Genomic DNA, 23063 nt, shown 5'->3' with positions numbered 1-23063 from the left:
TATGGTTAATAAATTAATCATCGAAAATTTTGCTTTGATTGATAAGTTAGAGCTTGATTTTGATCTTGGATTGAATATACTCTCTGGTGAAACTGGTGCGGGGAAGTCTATCATTGTAGGAGCGCTGGGCCTTTTGTTAGGGGGAAGAGCATCTACAGAATCCATAAGGGCAGGAGAAGAAAAAAGTACAATAACAGGTCTTTTTTCAATTAGAGAAGAATATGCAGAAAAACTTCGACAAAGTTATGGTATAGACGCAGAAGATAACCAGTTGATCATCGAAAGAGATGTATATCAACAAGGCAAAAGCTTAGTTCGGGTAAACGGCAAACTAATAACGGTGGGCATGTTAAAAAGTTTAACTAGGCCGATTATAGATTTGCATAGCCAGCACCAACATCATTCTTTATTAGATCCAACTCAGCATATCGATATTTTAGATTTATTCGGCGAAGCAAGCTTTGCCAAAGAGATGGGGATTTATCAAGAGCTTTATAAGAAAAGAATCGAAATAAAGAGAAAACTAGCCAAACTTTTTAGTAACGTAGAAAATAGGGAAAGACAAATGGACCTTTTAAAGTATGAAATCGATGAAATTGAGTCAGCTAACCTTTATCAAGGGGAAGAGGAAGAGCTTGATAAAAAATTAGACAAGCTAATAAACTCACAAAAACTATATGATAGTACACAGAATGCATATCAACAAATTTACTCAGGAAAGACTGAGGCTTCTGTAACAGAAACTTTAGGCGTAGTGGCTACAGACTTAAAGGCTATGGCTGAAAAAGATGACAGTCTTAAAGGTATGACAGAAGTTATAGAAAATGCTTTGTTTAATTTAGAAGATGTTTCTAGAGAGCTTTTGGCTTATAGCGAAGGCTTAGATATGGACCCACACTCCCTTACAGAAGTGGAGAATCGCATAGAAGAAATAAATAGGTTAAAAAGGAAATATGGTAACACTATCGAGGAAATTCTAAGCTATAAGCAAAGTAAGCAGCAAGAACTTGACGCCTTAATAGATAGTGAAGAAAGCTTTAAAAGACTTAATGGCCAACTAGAAGAAATTGAGAGCAAAATCTTAAAAAAAGGCTTTAACATAACAAAAACTAGGAAAAGAATAGCTGAAGATATTTCCAGAGAAATTAAGGCTAACTTACAAGATATGTCGATGAAAGATATTGAGTTTTTCGTTGACTTTAGTTTAAAGCATGATGAAAATGACGGTATAGACTATAATGGTAAAAGGATAGCGATACATGAAGAAGGCTTGGATGTAGTTGAGTTTTTAATTTCCACAAACCCAGGTGAGCCTTTAAAACCCTTAGCTAAAATAGCCTCTGGCGGAGAAATGTCTAGGGTAATGTTGGCAATTAAAAACATACTAGCTGAAAAAGAAAAAATCGACACTTTGATATTTGATGAGGTTGATACTGGTATAGGTGGAAGGACTGCGCAAAAAGTTGCAGAAAAGTTATATGACCTAAGTAAAAACAGACAAGTGTTATGTGTCAGCCATTTACCTCAAGTCTGTGCCATGGCTGATAAGCATTTTAAAATTGAAAAGTGCCAACAAAAAGGTCGGACACTGACTGATATTATTTCCTTAGATGATACAAAAAAAATCGAAGAAATTGCGCGCATGATTAGTGGTGCTGAAATGACTCAGGGGACCATTAACAATGCCAGGGAGATATTGGCTTTAGCAGATTCTATCAAAAAAAATATGAATAACTAAAATTAATTTTAAAAAACAGGGTATAAAGAACGCGGCTTTGGTGCCGAGTTTTTTATACCCTGTTTTTGTTGTCTATTATGCCAAATAAAAACACGGTGTTATGTAAACCTAACGGCATAAAAAGAAAAGTAAAAGGACAATTTAAAAATACAAGACTAATAAGAGGAGGTGGTAATTTGTGTAATTTGAAAAACAATAAAATACTAGGGTTTTTACTAGTAGTGCTAATAGCTGTAGCGGCTTTTAGCTCTCCAATGCGTACCTATTATAGCGTTCCAGAAAGCGTAAGGATGTTTACAGGTCAAGAGCATTACCTTGATTTTGGCTTACCAATGGGTGTAAGTGTTAAAGGTGAAGCTAATGACTTTTATATAAATGGTGCCCCGATATCTAACGATTCATTGCCCTTAGATACTTCTGAGACATTGGCGATGTTACCTGGTGAAACTGGCTCATATGAGCTAACCTTTAATCTGCTGGGATTGATACCGCTAAGGAAAGTTAATGTTGAAGTTGTTCCGCCTATGGAGGTAATACCTGGTGGAGAGTCAATCGGAGTTAGAGTTAGCGATGAGGGTGTAATAGTGGTAGGAACTGACAAAGTTTATTCTGATGGAGGAAGCACAAAACCTGCAAAAAATGCAGGTATACAGCCAGGGGATGTGATTTTAAAGGTAAATAACAAGAAAGTTACTGATATATCTGAAGCAGCCTCAGCCATTGAACTAGGAGCTTCAAAAGGGGAAAAAATATTGTTTACTGTCAGAAGAGAGGATAAGATTTTTGATGCTAAAGTTTCACCAAAAATGTGTAGCGAGACAAATAGTTATAGAATCGGGTTATTTATAAAAGATACAACTGCAGGAGTAGGCACTTTAACTTTCGTCGATCCAAATTCTAAAACATACGGAGCTTTGGGCCATATAATTATGGACAGAAATAACGCCCCGTTAAGCTTAGAATATGGAAGTGTGGTTGAAGCTAATATCACTGGCGTAATACCTGGTAGGCAAGGTAATCCAGGGGAAAAAAGAGGTGTGTTTAAAGGAAGCGATACTTTTCATGGTGACATTACCAAAAACTCACACTTCGGCATTTTTGGCAAGTTAGACCAGCTTGGAAATGTACAAAATAAAGAACCATTAAAAATAGGACTAAAGCACCAAGCACAAACAGGTCCAGCGGAAATTTTAACAGTTGTTGAAGGTGATAAAGTTGAGTCTTTTGATATAGAAATAGAGAAGATATTATCTCAGAATTCACCGCAGACTAAGGGAATGGTTATAAAGATTACAGATGAGAGGCTATTAGAAAAAACAGGGGGCATTATACAAGGTATGAGTGGTAGTCCAATCATTCAAAACGACAAACTTGTAGGGGCTGTGACTCATGTTTTTGTCAATGAGCCAGCTAAGGGGTATGGGTGTTTTATAGAATGGATGATACTTGAATCTGATATGCTAAACTAAGGAAAATTCTTTTTCCTTAGTTTTATTTTATTCACTTTAGCCAGAATTTAAACAGATATAACATAAAATAAGTTTTTTACCTTAACTTGTCGAATTTTGATAATATATGTTTAAAAAACAAAAACTTTGTAAAATGCTACAACGCCACATTTTAAAGGATTATTGGATCTTTTTACAGTAAATAAAAAAATAAGATATAATATTGAAAAAATAACGAAAATAAAAAGGATATATTGACAGTTTGTCGAATGGAAGTAATGGGAGAAAATAAAATGAGGGGGAAAAAAAATGATAAAGGTACTTATTGTAGATGATAATGAAGAATTTTGTGGATTGCTATCGGAGTTTTTTGATGCAGTAGATGATATCGAGATCGTAGGTACTGCACATAATGGGGTGGAGGCATTAGAAGCGTTACCTAAGCTTGAGCCTGATGTAATGGTTCTAGATATCATAATGCCACACTTAGATGGATTAGGAGTACTTGAAAAGCTAAGCAAGGATCAAGAACTTTCTAGAGATTTGAGCGTTATTATGCTAACAGCTTTTGGGCAAGAAAAAATAACAAAAGAGGCTTTAGAGTTAGGCGCGGATTATTACGTCCTTAAACCTTTTGATATGGGAGTTCTTGTTGATAGAATTAGGCAGCTTCACCACAAACGTACATATGGAGGAGAAGGTCAGACTTTAAGAAATAGTAATATGGACCTGTCTAGCAAACATAACCATAATGAAGAGGTTGACTTAGAAGAAGTAATAACAACTATTCTTTTAGAAATGGGCGTTCCTTCCCACATAAAAGGGTACGCATTTTTGAAGCAAGCAATCACATTAGTAATTGAAGATCCCAGCATGATTAATTCGATTACTAAAGTGCTATACCCAACGGTAGCTGAGAAATTTGATACCACTCCTTCTAGAGTGGAAAGGGCGATAAGGCATGCAATAGAATCTGCCTGGAATGGAAGAAATAATATTCAAATTGTTAATAAACTATTTAAGTACTCCATAAGAAGTGACAAAGGAAAACCAACAAATTCGGAATTTATTGCAAGAATATCAGATAATATAAGGATAAATGAGAAAAAAAAGGTGGCACTTTAATTAAAACCTTAGCCCAACAAAGGGCTAAGGTTTTTTTGTATAAAGATGGAAATCAATACCATAATACATGTTATATGAAAAAATAGCAGTGGGGTGTATTAATGTATATTTTTGCAGTATTGAAAAAGGGGAAAAAGACAAAAGACTTAATACCAGAACTAAGTGCAGGAGATGTTGCCTTAATTGATCATAAGGATATAGACGAAATGGCCGCTATCGGCTTAGCTGAAAAGAAGGTAAGGGGAGTTATTAATGTAAATAAGTCTATCTCTGGATTTTACCCTAATAAAGGACCTGAAATCTTAATTAAAAAAGGCATTCTCCTTTGGGATGATGCACCCAGAAAGCTATGGGATAAATTAAAGTACGGGCAGAAAATCGAAGTTGAAAATAATATAATTAAAGAGTTTAATGTTAATTTACAACAGCCTATAGACTCAGAAAAGCTAGCTAAGTTGTTAGAAGGTGCTGAACGAAATTTTAACAATGTTTTAGATGCTTTTATAGAAAATACATTAGATTACGCCAAAAAAGAGAAGAAACTTGTTACCGGCAACCTTTCTGTACCTGACATAAAAACAAGAATTAAAGGAAAGCCCGTAGTAGTCGTGGTGAGGGGCAAGAATTACAAAGAAGATTTAGCAGCAATGGAAAATTACATAAAGGAAGTAAAGCCGGTGTTAATCGCTGTGGATGGTGGTGCTGATGCGCTGTTAAATCATAGGCTTAAACCACACATTATAGTGGGGGATATGGATAGCGTTTCTGACAATGGCTTAAAAATGGCTGATGAAGTTATTGCCCATGGTTTTCCTGATGGTAGAGTCCCCGCATCTCAGAGATTACAGGAGTTAGGGATAAATTATAAGACTGTATTTGCACCAGGTACAAGCGAAGATATAGCGTTACTAATGGCTTATCAGCATCAGGCTGAGATTTTAATTGCTTTGGGAACTCATTCTAACATGATAGATTTTTTGGAAAAAGGAAGAAAAGGGATGGCTAGTACCTTTTTAGTTAGACTTAAGGTTGGGCCAAAGCTAATTGATGCTAAAGGGGTTAGCTCACTTTATAGCAGGCCTGTTAAAGCCAGGTCAATTTTAGGGTTAATAGCGGCTCTTTTATTACCTTTTTTTGTTCTTATATTGTACTCACAAACAATACAGCAAATACTCAAACTGTTTTTGATGAGGTTAAGGTATACCTTTTTCTAGAAAGGAGATAATTAATGCCTAGTTTTAAATTTCATATAGTGACAGTGATTTCTATTTTTGTAGCTTTAGCTTTGGGAATAATGGTGGGTACAACTTTAAGTGATGGAGTTATTTCTAACAGCCAAATGAGCACAATAGATCTGATGCAAAACAGAATTGTTAATCTTGAAGAAGAAAATAAAGAGCTAATTTCTAGCTTACAAGAAACCCAGTTATTAAAGGGGAATCTTAAAAAAAGAGAGCGAGATCTGTTTTATAAAACATTAGATCGCAGAGAATATTCCACGCCCTTAAATCTGCTTTTCTTTGATGAACAGCAACTTACTGAAGATTGGAGTTATTATCTTGAAGAAATCGATTTGAAAATAAACAAGATTGTTCTTAACTCTAATATGGAAAAGGAAGCTTATAAACATAAATTGAGTAAAAGTCTTAACCTTGAGGTAGAAGCTTTATATACATTGTTAGGAAAACAAATAGCCATGGGTATAAATACTCAGGAGTTTACGCACTTCCTTTCTCTGCAGGAAATGAAACTTGCTTCATTTGAAGGTGAGGCACTACCTAGTAATGCACAAACCTATGTTTTTCTCTTTAAAGATGAGCACTACGATAAATCTTTAGCGGAAATAGCAAATGCTTTTGCCAAGCAAGGGCTAAATGTGATAATTGCCCTAAGTGAAGATGTGGATAAGGATTTTGAAAAAAGCTTTCATCATTCAGCTTCAATCATAAGGGGAGTAAATCAAAGTACAGGCTTATTACAGGTTTTACAATCTATTAAATAAGACTAAAGGGGAGTTAGGTAAAAATGGTTACTGTGTTAGTGCCGGCTTTTAATGAGGAAAAAACAATAAAAGAGACGATTTTAGGACTAAAAAGCATAGAGTATGTCGAGAAAATTTGCGTCGTGGACGATGGATCAAGCGATGGCACATACAAGGAAGCGCACAAAGCAAATCCTGATATTTTAATTTCAAACGGTAAAAATCAGGGTAAAGGTGGCGCTTTAAATGAACTATTGCAGTACGCAAAAGACAACCCTTATATAGCTATGGTTGATGCAGATTTAGGAGAAAGCTCTAAAGAGTTACAAAAGCTAATCATACCTGTAAAAAGTGGTGAATGTGAGATGGCCATAGCCTCATTCCCTACTGGCCAAAAGAAAGGCGGATTGGGCGTAACTCAAAAGGTAGCGCAAAAAGGCCTTAAGTTAGCAACCGGACTATCTCTTTTATTCCCTTTATCAGGGCAGCGAGTGATGACTAAGGAAGTATTTCAGCTTTGCACACCATTTGCTAAAGGTTTTGGAGTAGAGATGGCTATGAACAAAGCGGCAGCTAAACAAGGCTTTAAAATATTAGAGATAGAAACTCAGATGACTCACCGTTATACAGAAAATGATTTAAGAGGCTATTTTCACAGGGGAAAACAATGCTACAGTATTATTCGTCAACTAGTGCGTTAATTTGGAGTCGAGGTGTTTTTTTGATAAGGAGGAGTTAAATGGAGGTTTTATATTTAATAGCTGGCATAGTGATATCTACTCTTTTTGCAAAGCTAGTCATTAACTTTTGCTATAATTCTCAAAAAAAAATAAAAAATTATAGAGGGCAACACCTTGCCGTTGCACTTGGTATGCTTATTTTGCTAAGTATGTTGGTTGGGGAGCTAATAGAGGTAGCTCTTTTTGCGTCAAATGGCCTAGATTTATTATTTGTTTATACTGCTGTTTTTTTATTTGGGTATATAGATGATATTAGTAATGATAAGACTAACAAGGGTTTTAAAGGGCATACAAAAGCATTTTTAAAAGGTAATTTAACTTCGGGTTTTTTAAAAGCGTGTGGCATTCCTCTAATATTACTAATATATATTACGAGATTTTCGCTGTTAGCGATAATTGAAGTGATATTTTTATCTATGTTGGTCAATTTGTTTAACTTTTTGGATTTAAGGCCGGGTAGGTGTCAAAAAGTTTTTATATTCTCCTTTTTGCCTTTGACGCTATTAACTAGCAATCCACAAGATTATTTTATCCTAGGCGTTATTATGGTCACTTTGTACTTAGACTTAACAGAGCTTTCTGTATTAGGTGATGGTGGTTCTAATCTTTTGGGGGCCTTAGTAGCACTTAAGGTTTTAAACCTGCCTATTGGTATTAAGCTTTTTATTTATTTTATAGTTTTAGTGATGACTATAATTGGCGAAAAATATTCATATAACCGCCTTATTAGTAAATCAAAGCTTTTATCGTTTATAGATCAGATTGGCAGAAAATCTTAACAATGTACCCCCCCACTTCAACAATTCGAGGGTAATTCAAGAGTTGTAAGTGGGGGTTTTTCTCTCCCCCACTGAATGAAGTTTCACTTTATCGAGGGGCAAAGAAGGAGAAGTATTGTTTGCTTTTTTGTATTGTGATAAAATTTATAAAAGGAATGGGTAGTGTAGAGGAGGTTGTACCCTTGTCGCAAAAAAAAATTATGGGGCCTAATGAAATATTAGGGATTTTAGATAGTATAAAAGATGCCATAATGGCTATAGATTTAGAAGGTAAAATTATATTGATGAACAAAGGTGCAGAGAAAATAGTAAAAGTAGACGCTGATAAGGCTATAGGTAGAGAGGTGACAGAAGTTGTACCTACTTCTAAGCTGAAAAGAGTGCTGCGAGAGGGTAAAGGTGAGCTAAACAAAAGGCAAGTTATCGGCAATAGCACTATATTGACTAACAGAATGCCGGTGCTAAATCAACAAGGGGAGCTAGTTGGAGCTGTTGCTGTTTTTCGAGACATAACAGAGGTTATTGAGTTAGCGGAGGAAGCGACAAATCTAAAAGAGATTCAAGGGATGTTAGAAGCAATAATTAACGCCACAGAGGATGCTATTTCTGTAGTAGATAAACACGGTAAAGGATTAGTTATTAACCCGGCTTATAAAAAACTTACAGGTTTTACTGAAGAAGATATATTAGGGCAACCTGCCACAGTGGATATAAGCCAAGGAGAAAGTGTTCACCTAAAAGTTTTAAAGACTAGAAAGCCTATTAAAGGTGAAAAGCTAAAGGTTGGCCCTCAAGAAAAAGAAGTTTTAGTTGATGCAGCACCTGTGATTGTCAACGATGAATTGAAGGGCAGTGTAGCAGTTATTCACGATATCTCTGAGATAAAAAGACTTAACTATGAACTAGATAAAGCAAAAAGGATTATAAGGAAACTAGAAGCTAAATATACTTTTGAGGATATAATTGCAAAAGAAACAAATATGAAAATGGCTATAGCTCAGGCTGAAAATGCCGCTGTCACTCCTGCTACTGTACTCCTAAGGGGGGAAAGTGGTACAGGAAAAGAAATATTTGCTCATGCTATTCACAATGCATCTAATAGAAGGTTTAATCAGTTTATCCGCGTAAACTGTGCAGCACTACCTGAGAGCCTACTTGAAAGTGAGTTATTTGGATATGTAGAAGGGGCTTTTACTGGAGCTAAACGTGGTGGTAAAAAAGGAATTTTTGCTCAAGCTAATGGCGGAACAATCTTCTTAGATGAAATTGGTGAAATAAGCTTAAATATTCAAGCGAAACTACTAAGAGTTTTACAAGAGCGAGAAATCGTTCCTGTGGGTGAATCAAAACCTCAAAATGTAGACGTGAGAATTATCGCAGCTACCAATGTTAATCTTGAAGAAGCTATTAAGAAAGGTGCGTTTAGAGAGGATCTTTACTACAGAATAAGTGTAGTTCCTATATTTATACCTCCTTTAAGAGAGAGGATACAAGAAATAGAACCTTTAAGTAAGCACATCTTAAAAAAATTCAACCAAGATTATGGTCGAAACATAGAAGGGATTACATCTAAAGCAATTGAGAGATTATCACAATATAAATTCCGAGGTAATGTACGAGAGTTAGAGAACATAATAGGAAGAGCAATCATCAATATGGATTTTTCTGAAACCTTACTAGATGACAACCACCTGCCACACTTAGATGGGACAACCCCTTCTTCGCTTAAGAGGGTAGTAAATGATAAAAGACATCTTTCGTTAGACGAGGTTATTGCAGCAACAGAGAAAGATTATATATTAAAAATCCTTAGAAATAATAACAACAATAAAACTCAGACTGCTAAAGATCTTAAAGTTTCTATCAGAACATTATATAACAAGCTAGAAAAATATAACGTGCAATAAACTGCAAGAAATAATATGCAACCATGCAATTTGTTGCATAGTTGGATTGGTGTTTTGAAAAAATCAAGATAAGAGATACGATCGAAAAAACCCTGCTAATACAGGGTTTTTTGTATTTAGATACATTTAATATGAATTTTATCAAATAATAGTTTTAGGTACTTGTGCGGCAAAACAGTTGGCATGGTTATTGCTTTTTATTTTATATATAAAAAATGAAGGAGGGTAATAAGTTATGAAAATCTTTGAGATGATGGAAAAAGAGGGGCACGAACAATTGGTATTTAACCAAGAAAAAACCTCAGGTTTAAAAGCCTTAATAGCTATTCACGATACAACGCTAGGACCTGCTTTAGGTGGTTGCCGTATGTGGAAATATGATACTGAAGAAGAGGCAATTACCGATGTACTTAGACTTTCTAAAGGTATGACATACAAATCTGGAGCTACAGGTACAGATTATGGTGGCGGAAAATCCTTGATATGGGGAGATCCACAGAAGGATAAGAGTGAAGCATTATTTAGAGCATTTGGCCGTTATATAGACGTTTTCAAAGGTAGATTCATGACTGGTACCGATGTGGGTACAACCTTTCATGACTTCATTATTGCAAGAAAAGAGACACAATATGTAGGCGCTTTGCCAGAAGAGTATGGCGGTGGCGGAAATTCTTCGATAATTACTGCTTTCGGCACTTGGAAAGGGATTAAGGCTGCCTGCAAAGAGGCTTTTGGTACAGACAATTTATCAGGCAAGACTGTAGCGGTACAAGGGTTAGGAAAAGTTGGGTATTTCTTAGTAGGTCACCTGATTGACGAAGGTGCAAAAGTGATTGGAACAGATATTGTTAAAGATCATATTAGCAAGGTGAAAGCTGAATATCCTCAGGTAGAAATTGTAGACCCTGATGAGATTTACACTGTAGACTGTGATGTGTTTTCTCCAAATGCACTAGGTGCAATAATTAATGATGACACTATTGACAAGCTAAAATGTAAAGTAATTGCAGGCGCTGCAAACAACCAGTTGGCTGAGCCACGTCATGGCAAGGTTTTAGCAGAAAAAGACATTTTATTTGCTCCTGACTTTGTGGTAAACGCTGGAGGGTTAATCCAAGTAGCAGATGAACTTGAAGGCTATAATAAAGGAAGAGCTTACAATAAAGCTTCTACTATTTATGACATGTTAATCCAAATTTTTGATATCGCTAGAACAGAAAATATCATTCCTAATGAAGCTGCTATAAGGTTGGTTGATAACAGATTAGAGACTATTGGTAAAATTTCAAGAACCTATAAATAAGGTGGATTAAATAATATGAATGAAATGAAAGTATTAGCAATCAATCCTGGATCCACTTCAACAAAGCTTGCTTACTTTAGCGATAAAAAACTAATAAAGGGTTATTCCTTAGACCACAGTGTTAGTGAAGTTAGCAAGTACGAAAAAATAGTTAATCAGTTAGACTTTAGGTATCAAGCCATACTTAAGTGGCTAGAATCTGAAGGTATAAATAAGCTTGACTGTGTAGTAGGTCGTGGAGGCTTATTAAAACCGATGCCAAGTGGCACCTATACTGTTACAGAGGATCTAAAAAAGGATTTAGAAATAGGAGTACAGGGCGAGCATGCCTCTAATCTTGGTGGGTTAATTGCTGATAAAATAGCGAAAAATCATAATGCACCCGCGTATATAGTTGACCCTGTTGCTGTAGATGAGTTTGAAGATATAGCAAGAATATCGGGCATGCCAGAAATTGAAAGAAGAAGCCTGTTACATGCCTTAAATATCAAGGCAGTGGCTCATAGGGTTGCAAAAGACCTAAATAAGAAGGTTGATGACTTAAATATGGTAATTGCTCACCTAGGTGGTGGGATATCTATCGTTCCACTGAGTAATGGTAGGATGATTGATGTCAACAATGCTAACGAGTTTGGGCCGTTTTCTCCGGAACGAGCAGGTGGGCTGCCTGTAGGCGATTTAGTTAGGTTAGCCTTTAGCGGCAAATATGATCTTAGCACACTTAAAAAAAAGATAACCAGTGAAGGTGGACTAGTAGGCTATCTAAAAACTAATGACGCTAGAGATGTAGAAAAGATGATTTTGGAAGGCGATAAAAAAGCAGAACTTATTTATCGAGCGATGGCTTACCAAATATCAAAAGAAATATCGGCAATGGCTACTGTTTTAAAGGGCAATGTTGAAAACATTGTACTAACAGGTGGCTTAAGTTATTCTGACATGTTAGTTGACATGATTAAAGAGCATACAGAATTTATCGCCCCTTTCCTTGTCTATCCAGGGGAAGATGAAATGATAGCGCTATGTGAGGGCGCATTAAGAGTATTAACAGAAGAGGAAGAAGCTAAAATCTACTAACCCTTAAGGAGGTGAAGGTTTTGATAAAAACCATTAAAGGAATTATTGAAGAAGCAAAAAATGTAAAAAAACAAACGCTTGCTGTAGCAGCTGCCGAAGATAAAGAGGTGTTAGGCGCTGTAACAGAATCTGTGGAACTTGGTATTGTGGAAGCTATTTTAGTTGGTGACAAAGCAGCTATTGAGCAGATAGCAACCGCCCAAGGTTACAACCTAGACAAAGTAGAAATAATCGACGAAAAAAATAAAGTTTCTGCAGCTAGAAAAGCTGTAGAACTTGTATCCTCAAAAAAAGCCGACTTAGTTATGAAGGGTCTATTAGGAACCGCTGATATTTTAAGGGCAGTTTTAGACAAAGAAATAGGGCTTAGAACAGGTAAAGTTTTAAGTCACGTTGCTGCGTTAGAAGTTAATGGTTATGACAGACTGTTTTTACTTACAGATGGTGCTATGAATATCGCCCCAGATTTGAAGCAAAAAATGCAAATAACTCAAAATGCAGTTGAAGTTGCTAAAGCTTTAGGTATTGAGGTTCCAAAAGTCGCACCATTAGCGGCAGTTGAAGTTGTTAACCCTGATATGCAACCTTGCCTAGATGCCGCAGCACTTTCTCAAATGGCACAAAGAGGGCAAATTAAAGATGCTATTGTAGATGGTCCGCTGGCTTTAGATAACGCAGTCTCAGCGGAAGCTGCAGCGCATAAAGGTATTGAAAGCGAAGTGGCAGGAAACGCAGATATTTTGCTTGTTCCAAATATAGATGCAGGAAATGTTCTATATAAATCTATGGTTTATTTTGCAAAAGCTGAAACAGCTGGAGTTATCGCGGGGGCAAAAGCTCCGGTAGTTCTGACATCTAGAGCAGACACCCATCAAGCTAAACTTAATGCAATTGCTTTAGGTGTGTTAGTAGCCGCTAATCGCTAGGTAAATGCTAGCGTTAGTATAAATTTAAAACATTTAAATTAAGGGAGGATTTATTATGAAAATCTTTAAGTACATGGAAACTTACGACTATGAGCAATTAGTTCTTTGCCATGACAAAACATCTGGTTTAAAAGCTATCATCGCGATTCACGACACTACACTAGGACCTGCTTTAGGTGGTACTAGAATGTGGAACTACGACACTGAAGAAGAAGCAATCGAAGATGCACTAAGACTAGCGAAAGGTATGACATACAAAGCTGCAGCTGCTGGCCTAAACCTAGGTGGCGGTAAAACAGTTATTTGGGGTGATCCTAACACTGATAAGTCTGAAGAGTTATGGAGAGCTTTTGGTCGCTATGTACAAAGTTTAAATGGCCGCTACATCACAGCTGCTGACGTTGGAACTGGAGTAGCAGACCTAGATATCGTAAAAGAAGAAACAGATCATGTTACAGGTGTATCTGAATCTCATGGTTCTAGTGGAGACCCATCTCCAAAAACTGCTTACGGTACATTTAGAGGCATCTTAGCAAGTGCTAACGAAGCTTGGGGTTCTGACAGCCTAGAAGGTAAAGTAGTAGCAGTTCAAGGTGTTGGTAAAGTTGGTTACTACTTATGTAAGCATCTTCATGAAGCTGGTGCAAAGCTAATTGTTTCTGACATTAACCAGGAAGCTATAGATAGAGTAGTAAATGAGTTTGGTGCAGAGGTAGTAGAGCCTGACGCAATTTATGGTGTAGAGTGTGATATTTATGCTCCTACAGCACTAGGTGCTACTGTTAACGATGACACTATCCCACAATTTAAGTGTAAAATCATCGCTGGTGCTGCTAATAATGTTCTTAAAGAAGAGCGTCATGGAGATATTATCCATGAAAAAGGAATTCTTTACGCTCCAGACTATGTAATTAACGCTGGTGGCCTTATGAACGTGGCTGATGAAGTAAAAGGATATAACGAAGCAAGAGCGATGGAAAAAATTGCAACAATTTATGACAACATCAAAAAAGTATACGAAATCGCTAAGAGAGACAACATTCCTTCTTACAAAGCTGCTGACAAAATGGCAGAAGAAAGAATTGAAAACCTAGGAAGAGTAAAAAGCACTTTCTTAAACAAATAAATTAAGTTAGGAGAGTTGACTAACTGTCAACTCTCCATTACTAAAAGGAGGTACGTTTAATGACAGAAGCAAATAGAATATTAACAATTAATCCGGGTTCTACCTCCACCAAAATTGCAGTATTTGAAGGTGACAATCCACTTTACGAAGAGACTTTGCGTCATAGTGCGGAGGAAGTTGGCAAATTTGATTCAATTATTGACCAATATGAGTTTAGAAAAGAAGTAATCTTAAACAGCCTAGATAACCAAGGGATTAACTTAAGTAAGTTATCAGCAGTTGTTGGTAGAGGTGGTTTGCTAGCACCAATGGCTGGGGGAACTTATGAAGTAAACGAAAAAATGCTAGAAGACCTAAAGGTAGGTATATTAGGCCAACATGCTTCGAATTTAGGTGGAATTATCGCAAACGAGGTAGCGAAACAGCTTAATATCCCTGCATACATCGTTGACCCTGTAGTGGTTGATGAAATGGAAGATGTTGCAAGGATATCTGGAATGCCAGAACTTGAACGTAAAAGTATTCTACACGCATTAAACCAAAAGGCTGTAGCTAGAAGAGCAGCTGAAGATTTAGGTGGAGAGTATCAAGACTTTAACTTAATAGTTGCCCATATGGGTGGCGGTGTTTCTGTCGGCGCTCACAAAGGTGGTAGAGTAATAGACGTAAATAACGCTTTAGACGGCGAGGGCCCATTTTCACCAGAACGTAGTGGAGGTTTGCCGGTAGGAGATTTAGTTAAGTTATGCTTCTCTGGTAAGTTCACTCAAGAGGAGATTAAAAAGAAAATTACTGGTAAAGGTGGACTTGTTGCCTACCTAGGTTCAAATGACGGTAGAGAAATCCAAGAAATGGTTGATAAAGGCGATGAGAAAGCTGCCTTGGTTTATGAAGCAATGGCATATCAAGTAGCAAAAGAAATAGGGAGTTGTGCAGCGGTACTAAAAGGAGAAGTCGATGGTATTGTTCTTACTGGAGGACTTGCTTATGACAAAGGCCTAGTCAAGTGGATAAACGATAGAGTTGAGTTTATCGGCAAAGTTATGGTTTATCCAGGTGAAGATGAGATGTTAGCTCTTGCAGAAGGTGGGCTTCGAGTTCTACAAGGCAAAGAACAAGCCCAGACTTATAAAGGTTAGTATGAAAGTTTATATCTTTTGTGGAGAGTATGGTAGTGGTAAGACGCAAGTCTCAGTAAACTACAGCATTGATCTTGCTAAAAAGCATGATGTATCTATCGTAGATTTGGATATAGTAAATCCTTACTTCAGGGCTAGAGATAATACTAAAAAGCTAGAAAACAGCGGAGTTAAGGTTATATTTAATAAACACCTAGCGCAAGCAGATTTGCCTGCCCTTCCACCAGAAGTTTTATCAGCATTTGAAAAAAATGATAGTGTTTCTGTGTTTGATGTTGGTGGGGACGATGGGTCAGTTGTGTTAGGTAGATACTCTAAACACTTAAAAAACGCTGATCATGAACTTTTTATGGTTGTTAATGGTAACAGACCTTTTACCTCTTCAGTAGAAGGGATTAGGGAGCTCAAAGATAGAATCGAAAGATTGTCTAAGCTTAAAGTTACAGGTCTAATTAACAACACAAACGTTGGTGAACTGACAGAAGCGGAGCAAGTATTAGAGGGTGAAAAGCTGACTTTAAAAGCTGGGCAAGAACTAAATATACCAGTTATCTTTACCGCAGTCAGAAAAGATATGATTTCTGAAGTTGAAGGTGAATTAAGTACAAAGGCTTTTCCCTTAGATATTGAATATAAACTACCCTGGTAATAACCAATAACAAAGGAGGTAAGTTAAGTGGCTAAAGGTAAAAACAGAGTTGTTTTTAACGAAGACCTATGTAAAGGCTGTGAGCTATGTAATACTGTGTGTCCAACTAAGATTGTAATCATGGACAAAGGAAGAATCAACAAAAAGGGGTACACCCCTGCAACTGTAAAGGAGATGGACAAGTGCATTGGTTGCGCTATGTGTGCAAGAATTTGTCCAGACTCTGTAATTGAAGTTGAGAAAGAGCAACAATAATTAAAATAGGGAGGTTTTAAAATGGGAAAAACACTAATGAAAGGTAACGAAGCCATAGGTGAAGCTGCCATTCAAGCAGGCTGTCGTTATTTTTTCGGATATCCAATAACACCACAAAATGAAATTCCGGCTTATTTAGCTCGTCGTCTGCCAAAGGAAGACGGAGTATTTTTACAAGCAGAGAGTGAAGTTTCTGCTATAAATATGGTTTACGGTGCAGCAGGTGCTGGCGCTCGAGTTATGACTTCTTCATCAAGTCCTGGAATCAGCTTGAAAACGGAAGGTATTTCTTATATAGCTGGTGCACAATTGCCTTGTGTAATTGTAAATATTGTTAGAGGTGGCCCAGGATTAGGTGGAATTCAACCAGCACAATCTGACTATTTCCAAGCAGTAAAAGGCGGTGGGCATGGCGATTACCGTGTAGTTGTGTTAGCTCCTTCTACAGTTCAGGAACTAGTGGACTTAACAATGGATGCTTTCGAGATTGCTGACTATTACAGAAACCCTGTAATGATCCTAGGTGATGGAATCTTAGGTCAAATGATGGAGCCAGTTGAATTTAAGCCTCTTAACAAAAGAGATAGTAAAGAAAAAACTTGGGCGACAACTGGTATGAAAGACAGAGAGCAAAACGTAATTAACTCTCTACACATGGATCCTGAGGGACTTGAAAATCATAACCTTGACCTACAAGAAAAATATGCAGAGATAACAGATAAGGAAGCTAAATCTGAAAGCTACAAAACAGAAGATGCTGATATCGTAATTGCTGCCTATGGTACCACTTCAAGAATTTGTAGAACTGCTATTGATCAGTTAAGAGAAGAAGGTATAAAAGTAGGTATGATCAGACCTATAACATTATGGCCGTTCCCTGCGGATGCATTTGAAGAAGTTGTTGATTCCGCTTCTAAATTCTTGACAGTTGAAATGAGTTTAGGTCAAATGGTAGAAGATGTTAAACTAGCTATTGACGGAAGAAAACCTGTAGAGTTTTATGGTAGAACTGGTGGAATGATTCCATCTGTTGAAGAAGTAAAAGAAAAGGTTAAAGAACTAGTGGGGGGTGAAAAATAATGTCTATGGTTAAAGTATGGCAAAAGCCAGAAAGTTTAACAGATAAAGTACTACATTATTGCCCAGGTTGTACTCATGGTATAATTCACAAAATTACCGCTGAAGTTATGGATGAGCTGGGTATCAGAGAGGAAACTATAGGAGTTGCTCCTGTAGGTTGTTCAGTATTAGCTTACAATTACTTTAATTGTGACATGCAACAAGCTGCTCATGGTAGAGCTCCAGCTGTAGCGACAGGTATAAAGAGAGTTCACCCTGACAAACCAGTATTCACCTACCAAGGTGACGGTGACCTTGCTTCAATCGGTGCTGCTGAAATAGTACATGCTGCAGCAAGGGGAGAAAAAATCACTACAGTATTCGTTAACAATGCAATTTATGGTATGACTGGTGGCCAAATGGCTCCTACCTCTTTAGAGAAGCAGGTAACTACTACATCTCCATATGGTAGAGATTTAGACCACGCTGGTCATCCAATTAAAGTTTCTGAAATGCTATCAACCCTTCCAGGTGCTGTTTATATCGAGAGGGTATCTGTTCATGATGTTCCTCATATTTTAAAAGCAAAGAAAGCGATTAAAAAAGCTTTTGAATATCAGCTTGAGGGCAAAGGGTTTACTTTGGTAGAGGTTTTATCAACTTGTCCAACTAACTGGGGTATTGACCCTGTTGAGTCGTTAGATTGGTTAAAAGATAACATGCTACCATACTATCCATTAGGTAACTTTAGATCTCCAGAGAAGGAGGGTAAATAAATGTTAGAAATTATTATGGCAGGTTTTGGTGGTCAAGGTGTTATGTCTATGGGACAGCTTATTACCTACTCAGGCATGATCGAAGATAAAGAAGTATCTTGGATGCCTTCTTATGGCCCAGAAATGCGTGGTGGAACTGCAAACTGTACTGTAGTTGTATCTGAGAATCCTATTGGTTCTCCAGTGGTAACTGAACCTGATGTAGTTATTGCTATGAACTTACCTTCCTTAGACAAGTTTGAATCTCAAGTTAAGCCAGGTGGAGTACTAATTGTGAACTCTTCACTAATCGAAAGAAAATGTGAAAGAGATGACATCACTGTTTTAGAAGTTCCAGCTAACGATATAGCTAATGACTTAGGCAGTGGTAAGGTTGCTAATATGGTTGTTCTAGGCTCGCTTATCGCTCAAACAAACGTTGTTACTAAAGAATCTGTTATCGGTGCCCTTAAAAAAGTTCTTCCTGAGCATCGCCATAACTTAATTCCACTTAACGAGCAAGCTATCGACAAAGGGTCTGAATTTGCAAAGTAATTAACTAACATAAAAAACATCTAGGAAATTATCCTAGATGTTTTTTTATGTTGCTTTTTAAATACATTAAAAGAATTTATCTTCGCCAAAAGGGTAATATATATATGTTATTAGGAGGTGTAATTATTGGAGCAAAATGTAGTTGATTTATTCAGAAAGTTAGTTGAAATAGATAGCCCTTCTTTTAAAGAAAGTGAGTTAGCAAACTATTTGTCGGTAGAACTAGAAAAGCTTGATTTTGACGTGAAGCTGGACAAACACGAAAAAACGACAAATATAATAGGCAAAAGAAGTGGTAGTGGTTCTACAATTTTACTAAGTGCCCATATGGATACCGTTCAATCTAATAAAGGGGTTAAAATCGTAGAGAAAAATGGAAAGATTAGAACTGACGGTAAAACTATCTTAGGTGCTGATGATAAGGCGGGAATTACAGCCATTTTGTCAGGTATAAAGAAAACTATTAGTGAAGGTAAAAAATTACATCCTTTAGAGGTTATATTCACTTATGGGGAGGAAATAGGGCTGTGTGGGGCTAAAAAGGTAAATAGCAATGACCTTAAAGCACAGCTGGGTTACGTTTTTGACAGTGGTGGAGATGTAGGGATAGCCATCAACAAAGCACCGTCAGAAATTGATTTTCATGCCAAAGTTCTTGGAAAAGAGGCTCATAGTGGGGTAAACCCCGAAGATGGTGTAGATGCTATAAAAATAGCCGGAAGAATAATATCTAAACTTAAGTTGGGGAGAATTGATGAAGATACTTCATCAAATATAGGTGTTATTAAAGGTGGGGAGATGACAAATATAGTGTGCCCTTTAGTTGAATTAAAAGGTGAAGTTAGAAGTCATAACTATGAGAAAGCACAGCAGATTATAAATCAATTTGAACAAACCTTTAAAGATGTTTGTGATCAACATGGAGGCACCGTAGAATTTGCAAAAGAAGTTATTTACCATAACTTTTATCTAGGCGAAGATCAACAAGTGACACAGTTTCTTAAAGAAAAGTTAGATAAATTAGGCCTTTCTCTAAAATTAAAGTCAAGGGGTGGAGGTAGCGATGCTAACGTATTTAACAATAAAGGCATTCCTACATTAAATTTAGCTGTAGGCATGGCTAATGTTCATACCAATGATGAATATGTGAGCGTGGATAACCTAGTTAAATCGTCCAAGTTAGTAGCGGAGATAGTAAAAAAGGAGCAATAAAATGGTTAACAGAGCTGTAAGAAAGGTAACAAGAGTAATCTTAGAAAATGAAAATATTCAGGTTTTAGAACTTAATAAAGATGAGAAAGCTTATAATTACACCTGCTTTACAGGAAAGGTAGGTGTAAATGATGAAGTTTTGGTAAATACAACTGCTGTTGATCTAAATTTAGGTTCTGGGGGGTACCATTTTGTCATAGCAAAATATCCCTTTGCCTCTAAAAAAGACCTAAGCCCCGGACACATTATCAAGCTCAGATACACACCATTGCAGCTGAGAACTTACCCTATTGAGGAACAATTAGGAGAAGAACTAGATAAAGTTTCTCTAAAGGATACAGTGGTGATAACTGCTGAGCTTCATAGCATGTTAGCACCTATAGCATTAGCAATTAAAAAACTTAAACCTCAGTATAAGATAGCCTATGTAATGACTGATGGAGGGTCACTTAGTGCCAGTCATAGCAAAGCAGCGACACTACTAAAAGAGAGCAATATTATAGAGGGGGTAGTTACTTCTGGACACAGCTTTGGTGGAGATATTGAAGCGATTAACCCCGTTTCTGCAATCCAAGGAGCGAAGGCTGCCTTTGAGGCGGATGTAATAATTGTATGTATGGGTCCAGGTATCGTAGGAACAGGAACTGAGATGGGATTTACAGGAATCGAGCAAAGCTATATCTCAGACTTAGCTCAAAAACTTGGATGTAAAGTATACCCTGCAGTTAGAATTGGGTTTGTAGATGAAAGGAAAAGGCACAACGGTATTAGCCATCACTTTTTAACTAACTTTGGTAAACTTTGTGGTGGTAAATATACAATAATATTACCACGACTTACAAGAGAAAGAATGAATTTACTGCTTAACCAGTTGACTGAATACGGTATAAAGCAAAAACACCACTTAGCCGTAGCAAATGGTGTTGATATACAAAATATTAGCGAACTATGCAAAATAAACTTAAGTACTATGGGAAGGGGTTACAACGAAAACAAGAGTTTTTTTGATAGCTTGACAGCATTGGGTGGATATGTAACTAAATTAATGGGTTCTAGACTTTAACCATGATTTTAATGTACCTACCTTGCTATCTAAAGTCTGTAAAAATAAACGAAACTCTCTACAACTGCCTCTAAAATAGATACCCTTATTGTCCGAATAGTATTGCATGCTTCTACCTCCTACATTTTATTCTTTATCTAATATCTATTACAAAAGGTCATAGAATATACTCTAAAAAATAAAAAAATGAAAAGGTTATATTATAAAAAGGTTCAGCATAGAATTTAGGTATAAATGAGGAGGGGTAGCTATGCCATTAAAGTACCTGATAGGGAGATACATTAAAGAAAATGCGTTTATATATTATTTTTTAACGCTAATATTAGTTTTAGGCATCGCATTTGGAGCAGTAATGGTAAATCGCTTACCTAGTCAACATTCTGAACCTTTAGTTGACGAACTACAGTTTTACTTTGAAGTACTAGAAGAAAGACCAGATTTGGAGAGGCAAGAACTACTATGGCAATCTTTTAACTCTAACGCTAGATTTGTAATTATTTGTTGGCTGTTAGGACTTACTATAATTGGAATACCAATTGTAGTATTTATGGTTTTTAGCAGAGGGATGGTACTAGGTTTCTCTGTAGCATTTCTTTTTGAACAAGCGTCATTAAGGGGATTGGTGTTTTCTATTTTGGCAATTCTTCCACAAAACCTGCTTGTTCTACCTGGGATTTTGATAGCTTCCGTAGCTAGTCTATCATTTTCATGGGTATTAATAATGAAAGTAGTAAAGAATAAAAATATTCAGGTGTTACCTCACTTTAGAAACTATAGCGTTTTATGTGCCGTAACTTTGTTAATCATGCTTATCGCAGCCTTAGTTGAAGCTTACATAACTCCGGCGATATTACGGCTAATAGTTCCCATGATGATCTAAATGCAGGAAAGTGCATGCAGAATTGTACATAACATGCACTTTATTTCACTACTAATGATGGGAACCCTAGGATACGCTAAAGAGATATTTGGCACACAAATTGCTTATTATATTTGTGAAAGGCATTCTTTTTAGAATGCAAATATGTAGCTATCACTTTTTAAAAGTGAAGTAAAATAATACATAAAAGGGGGCATTCCAATGCTTGTAGGTGTACCTAAGGAGATTAAACCAAATGAAAGTAGAGTCGCAATTACTCCTGCTGGAGTAGTGAGTATGGTCAAGGCTGGGCATGAAGTTATTATTGAAAACAATGCCGGCATGGGAAGTGGATTTACAAACGAGGATTTCGAAAAAGCTGGAGCGAAGATTCTTCCAACAGCTAAAGATGTTTGGACAAGCGCAGAAATGATTATGAAGGTTAAAGAACCTTTAGAGTCTGAGTATGAGCTTTTCCAAGAAAACCAAATTCTATTTACCTATCTGCACTTAGCTGCAGAAAAGCCTTTAACTGAAGCTTTGATGGAGAAAAATGTTGTGGCTATAGCATATGAAACTGTAGAAGAGGCAGATGGATCATTACCCCTACTAACTCCTATGAGTGAAGTTGCTGGTAGAATGGCAACCCAAATGGGCTCTAGATTTTTAGAGAAGCCAAATGGTGGCGCAGGAGTGCTAATGGGTGGCGTTCCTGGAGTTAGACCTGCAGAAGTAGTAGTTATTGGTGGTGGAGTTGTTGGTACAAACGCTGCTAAGATTGCTCATGGTATGGGTTCAAACGTAACTATTTTAGATATAAATGCAGACAGGTTACGTTACCTTGATGATATTTTCCATGGTAATATCAATACTTTAATGTCTAACCCATTAAACATTGAAGAATGTGCTAAAAAAGCTGACCTTCTAATTGGAGGAGTGCTTATCCCTGGAGCAAAAGCTCCAAAACTAGTAAGTAAAGAAACTGTTAGCGAAATGAAGGAAGGGTCAGTAATTGTTGACGTTGCTATAGACCAAGGTGGTTCTATCGAAACAATTGACAGAGTTACTACTCATGCGAACCCAACTTACGTTGTTGATGGTGTTGTTCACTACTCAGTAGCTAACATGCCTGGTGCAGTTCCTAGAACTTCAACAATTGCACTAACTAACGTTACTATGCCTTATGCTGTTGCAATTGCAACTAAGGGCTGGAGAAAAGCTATACAAGAAGATAAAAGGCTAGAGCCTGGTGTTAATGTTGTTAACGGAAAACTTGTATATAAACCTGTTGCTGAAGGCTTAGACTTACCATATACTCCGTTAGAAGAAGCATTAAACTAATAAATAACCAAACACCCCGATAAAGA

The 23063-nt window shown here is 36.9% G+C and carries 22 protein-coding genes; all 22 read left to right on the top strand.

Annotation, left to right across the window (positions count from 1 at the left end; translation table 11 throughout):
- Position 1: 1 nt before the first annotated feature.
- The 22 genes from recN (at position 2) to ald (ending at position 23037) form a co-directional block, all read left to right on the top strand.
- Positions 2–1738 (top strand): DNA repair protein RecN, encoded by a 1737-nt coding sequence (gene recN / locus PRVXH_RS08560; RefSeq protein WP_353892364.1) that lies wholly within the window; start codon positions 2–4, stop codon positions 1736–1738.
- A gap of 176 nt (positions 1739–1914) precedes the next feature.
- Positions 1915–3207: a SpoIVB peptidase gene (spoIVB, locus tag PRVXH_RS08555; protein ID WP_353892363.1), complete on the top strand. Its 1293-nt coding sequence runs from the start codon at positions 1915–1917 to the stop codon at positions 3205–3207.
- Between the two features lie 288 nt (positions 3208–3495).
- Positions 3496–4311, top strand: a complete 816-nt coding sequence (gene spo0A, locus PRVXH_RS08550; protein ID WP_353892362.1) for a sporulation transcription factor Spo0A — start codon at positions 3496–3498, stop codon at positions 4309–4311.
- Between the two features lie 101 nt (positions 4312–4412).
- On the top strand, positions 4413–5525 hold the full coding sequence (steA, locus tag PRVXH_RS08545; RefSeq protein WP_353892361.1) for a putative cytokinetic ring protein SteA: 1113 nt from the start codon (positions 4413–4415) through the stop codon (positions 5523–5525).
- Positions 5526–5539: 14 nt separating this feature from the next.
- Positions 5540–6313, top strand: coding sequence for a copper transporter (locus PRVXH_RS08540; RefSeq protein WP_353892360.1), 774 nt, complete (start codon positions 5540–5542; stop codon positions 6311–6313).
- Between the two features lie 23 nt (positions 6314–6336).
- On the top strand, positions 6337–6993 hold the full coding sequence (locus PRVXH_RS08535) for a glycosyltransferase family 2 protein (protein WP_353892359.1): 657 nt from the start codon (positions 6337–6339) through the stop codon (positions 6991–6993).
- A gap of 38 nt (positions 6994–7031) precedes the next feature.
- Positions 7032–7811, top strand: a complete 780-nt coding sequence (locus PRVXH_RS08530; RefSeq protein WP_353892358.1) for a hypothetical protein — start codon at positions 7032–7034, stop codon at positions 7809–7811.
- A 182-nt stretch (positions 7812–7993) separates the two neighbouring features.
- Positions 7994–9718, top strand: coding sequence for a sigma-54-dependent Fis family transcriptional regulator (locus PRVXH_RS08525; RefSeq protein WP_353892357.1), 1725 nt, complete (start codon positions 7994–7996; stop codon positions 9716–9718).
- A 235-nt stretch (positions 9719–9953) separates the two neighbouring features.
- Positions 9954–11021, top strand: coding sequence for an amino acid dehydrogenase (locus PRVXH_RS08520; RefSeq protein WP_353892356.1), 1068 nt, complete (start codon positions 9954–9956; stop codon positions 11019–11021).
- Positions 11022–11036: 15 nt separating this feature from the next.
- Positions 11037–12098 carry a butyrate kinase gene (gene buk / locus PRVXH_RS08515; protein ID WP_353892355.1) on the top strand — a complete coding sequence of 354 codons (1062 nt, stop codon included), beginning with the start codon at positions 11037–11039 and terminating at the stop codon, positions 12096–12098.
- A 20-nt stretch (positions 12099–12118) separates the two neighbouring features.
- Positions 12119–13024: a phosphate butyryltransferase gene (gene ptb / locus PRVXH_RS08510; RefSeq protein ID WP_353892354.1), complete on the top strand. Its 906-nt coding sequence runs from the start codon at positions 12119–12121 to the stop codon at positions 13022–13024.
- 55 nt (positions 13025–13079) lie between these two features.
- Complete coding sequence (locus PRVXH_RS08505; RefSeq protein ID WP_353892353.1) at positions 13080–14150, top strand: Glu/Leu/Phe/Val dehydrogenase; 1071 nt, start codon at positions 13080–13082, stop codon at positions 14148–14150.
- A 59-nt stretch (positions 14151–14209) separates the two neighbouring features.
- Positions 14210–15289 carry a butyrate kinase gene (gene buk, locus PRVXH_RS08500; protein WP_353892352.1) on the top strand — a complete coding sequence of 360 codons (1080 nt, stop codon included), beginning with the start codon at positions 14210–14212 and terminating at the stop codon, positions 15287–15289.
- A gap of 1 nt (position 15290) precedes the next feature.
- Positions 15291–15938 (top strand): ATP-binding protein, encoded by a 648-nt coding sequence (locus PRVXH_RS08495; RefSeq protein ID WP_353892351.1) that lies wholly within the window; start codon positions 15291–15293, stop codon positions 15936–15938.
- Between the two features lie 27 nt (positions 15939–15965).
- Positions 15966–16193, top strand: coding sequence for a 4Fe-4S binding protein (locus tag PRVXH_RS08490; RefSeq protein WP_353892350.1), 228 nt, complete (start codon positions 15966–15968; stop codon positions 16191–16193).
- A gap of 21 nt (positions 16194–16214) precedes the next feature.
- Entirely contained in the window at positions 16215–17273 is a 1059-nt protein-coding gene (locus tag PRVXH_RS08485; RefSeq protein WP_353892349.1) for a 3-methyl-2-oxobutanoate dehydrogenase subunit VorB, read from the top strand.
- A 5-nt stretch (positions 17274–17278) separates the two neighbouring features.
- Positions 17279–18028 carry a thiamine pyrophosphate-dependent enzyme gene (locus PRVXH_RS08480; protein ID WP_353894567.1) on the top strand — a complete coding sequence of 250 codons (750 nt, stop codon included), beginning with the start codon at positions 17279–17281 and terminating at the stop codon, positions 18026–18028.
- Complete coding sequence (locus PRVXH_RS08475) at positions 18029–18562, top strand: 2-oxoacid:acceptor oxidoreductase family protein (RefSeq protein ID WP_353892348.1); 534 nt, start codon at positions 18029–18031, stop codon at positions 18560–18562.
- Positions 18563–18688: 126 nt separating this feature from the next.
- On the top strand, positions 18689–19774 hold the full coding sequence (locus PRVXH_RS08470) for a M20/M25/M40 family metallo-hydrolase (RefSeq protein WP_353892347.1): 1086 nt from the start codon (positions 18689–18691) through the stop codon (positions 19772–19774).
- A 1-nt stretch (position 19775) separates the two neighbouring features.
- Positions 19776–20837 (top strand): DUF3866 family protein, encoded by a 1062-nt coding sequence (locus PRVXH_RS08465; RefSeq protein WP_353892346.1) that lies wholly within the window; start codon positions 19776–19778, stop codon positions 20835–20837.
- Positions 20838–21087: 250 nt separating this feature from the next.
- Positions 21088–21717, top strand: coding sequence for a stage II sporulation protein M (spoIIM, locus tag PRVXH_RS08460; RefSeq protein WP_353892345.1), 630 nt, complete (start codon positions 21088–21090; stop codon positions 21715–21717).
- A 201-nt stretch (positions 21718–21918) separates the two neighbouring features.
- Positions 21919–23037: an alanine dehydrogenase gene (gene ald, locus PRVXH_RS08455; RefSeq protein ID WP_353892344.1), complete on the top strand. Its 1119-nt coding sequence runs from the start codon at positions 21919–21921 to the stop codon at positions 23035–23037.
- The last annotated feature ends 26 nt before the right edge of the window (positions 23038–23063 follow it).

Source organism: Proteinivorax hydrogeniformans, assembly GCF_040515995.1.
Classification (GTDB): Bacteria; Bacillota; Proteinivoracia; order Proteinivoracales; family Proteinivoracaceae; genus Proteinivorax; species Proteinivorax hydrogeniformans.
The sequence above is the reverse complement of the archived record's forward strand: the minus strand, read 5'-3'. Positions and strand labels throughout refer to the sequence as shown.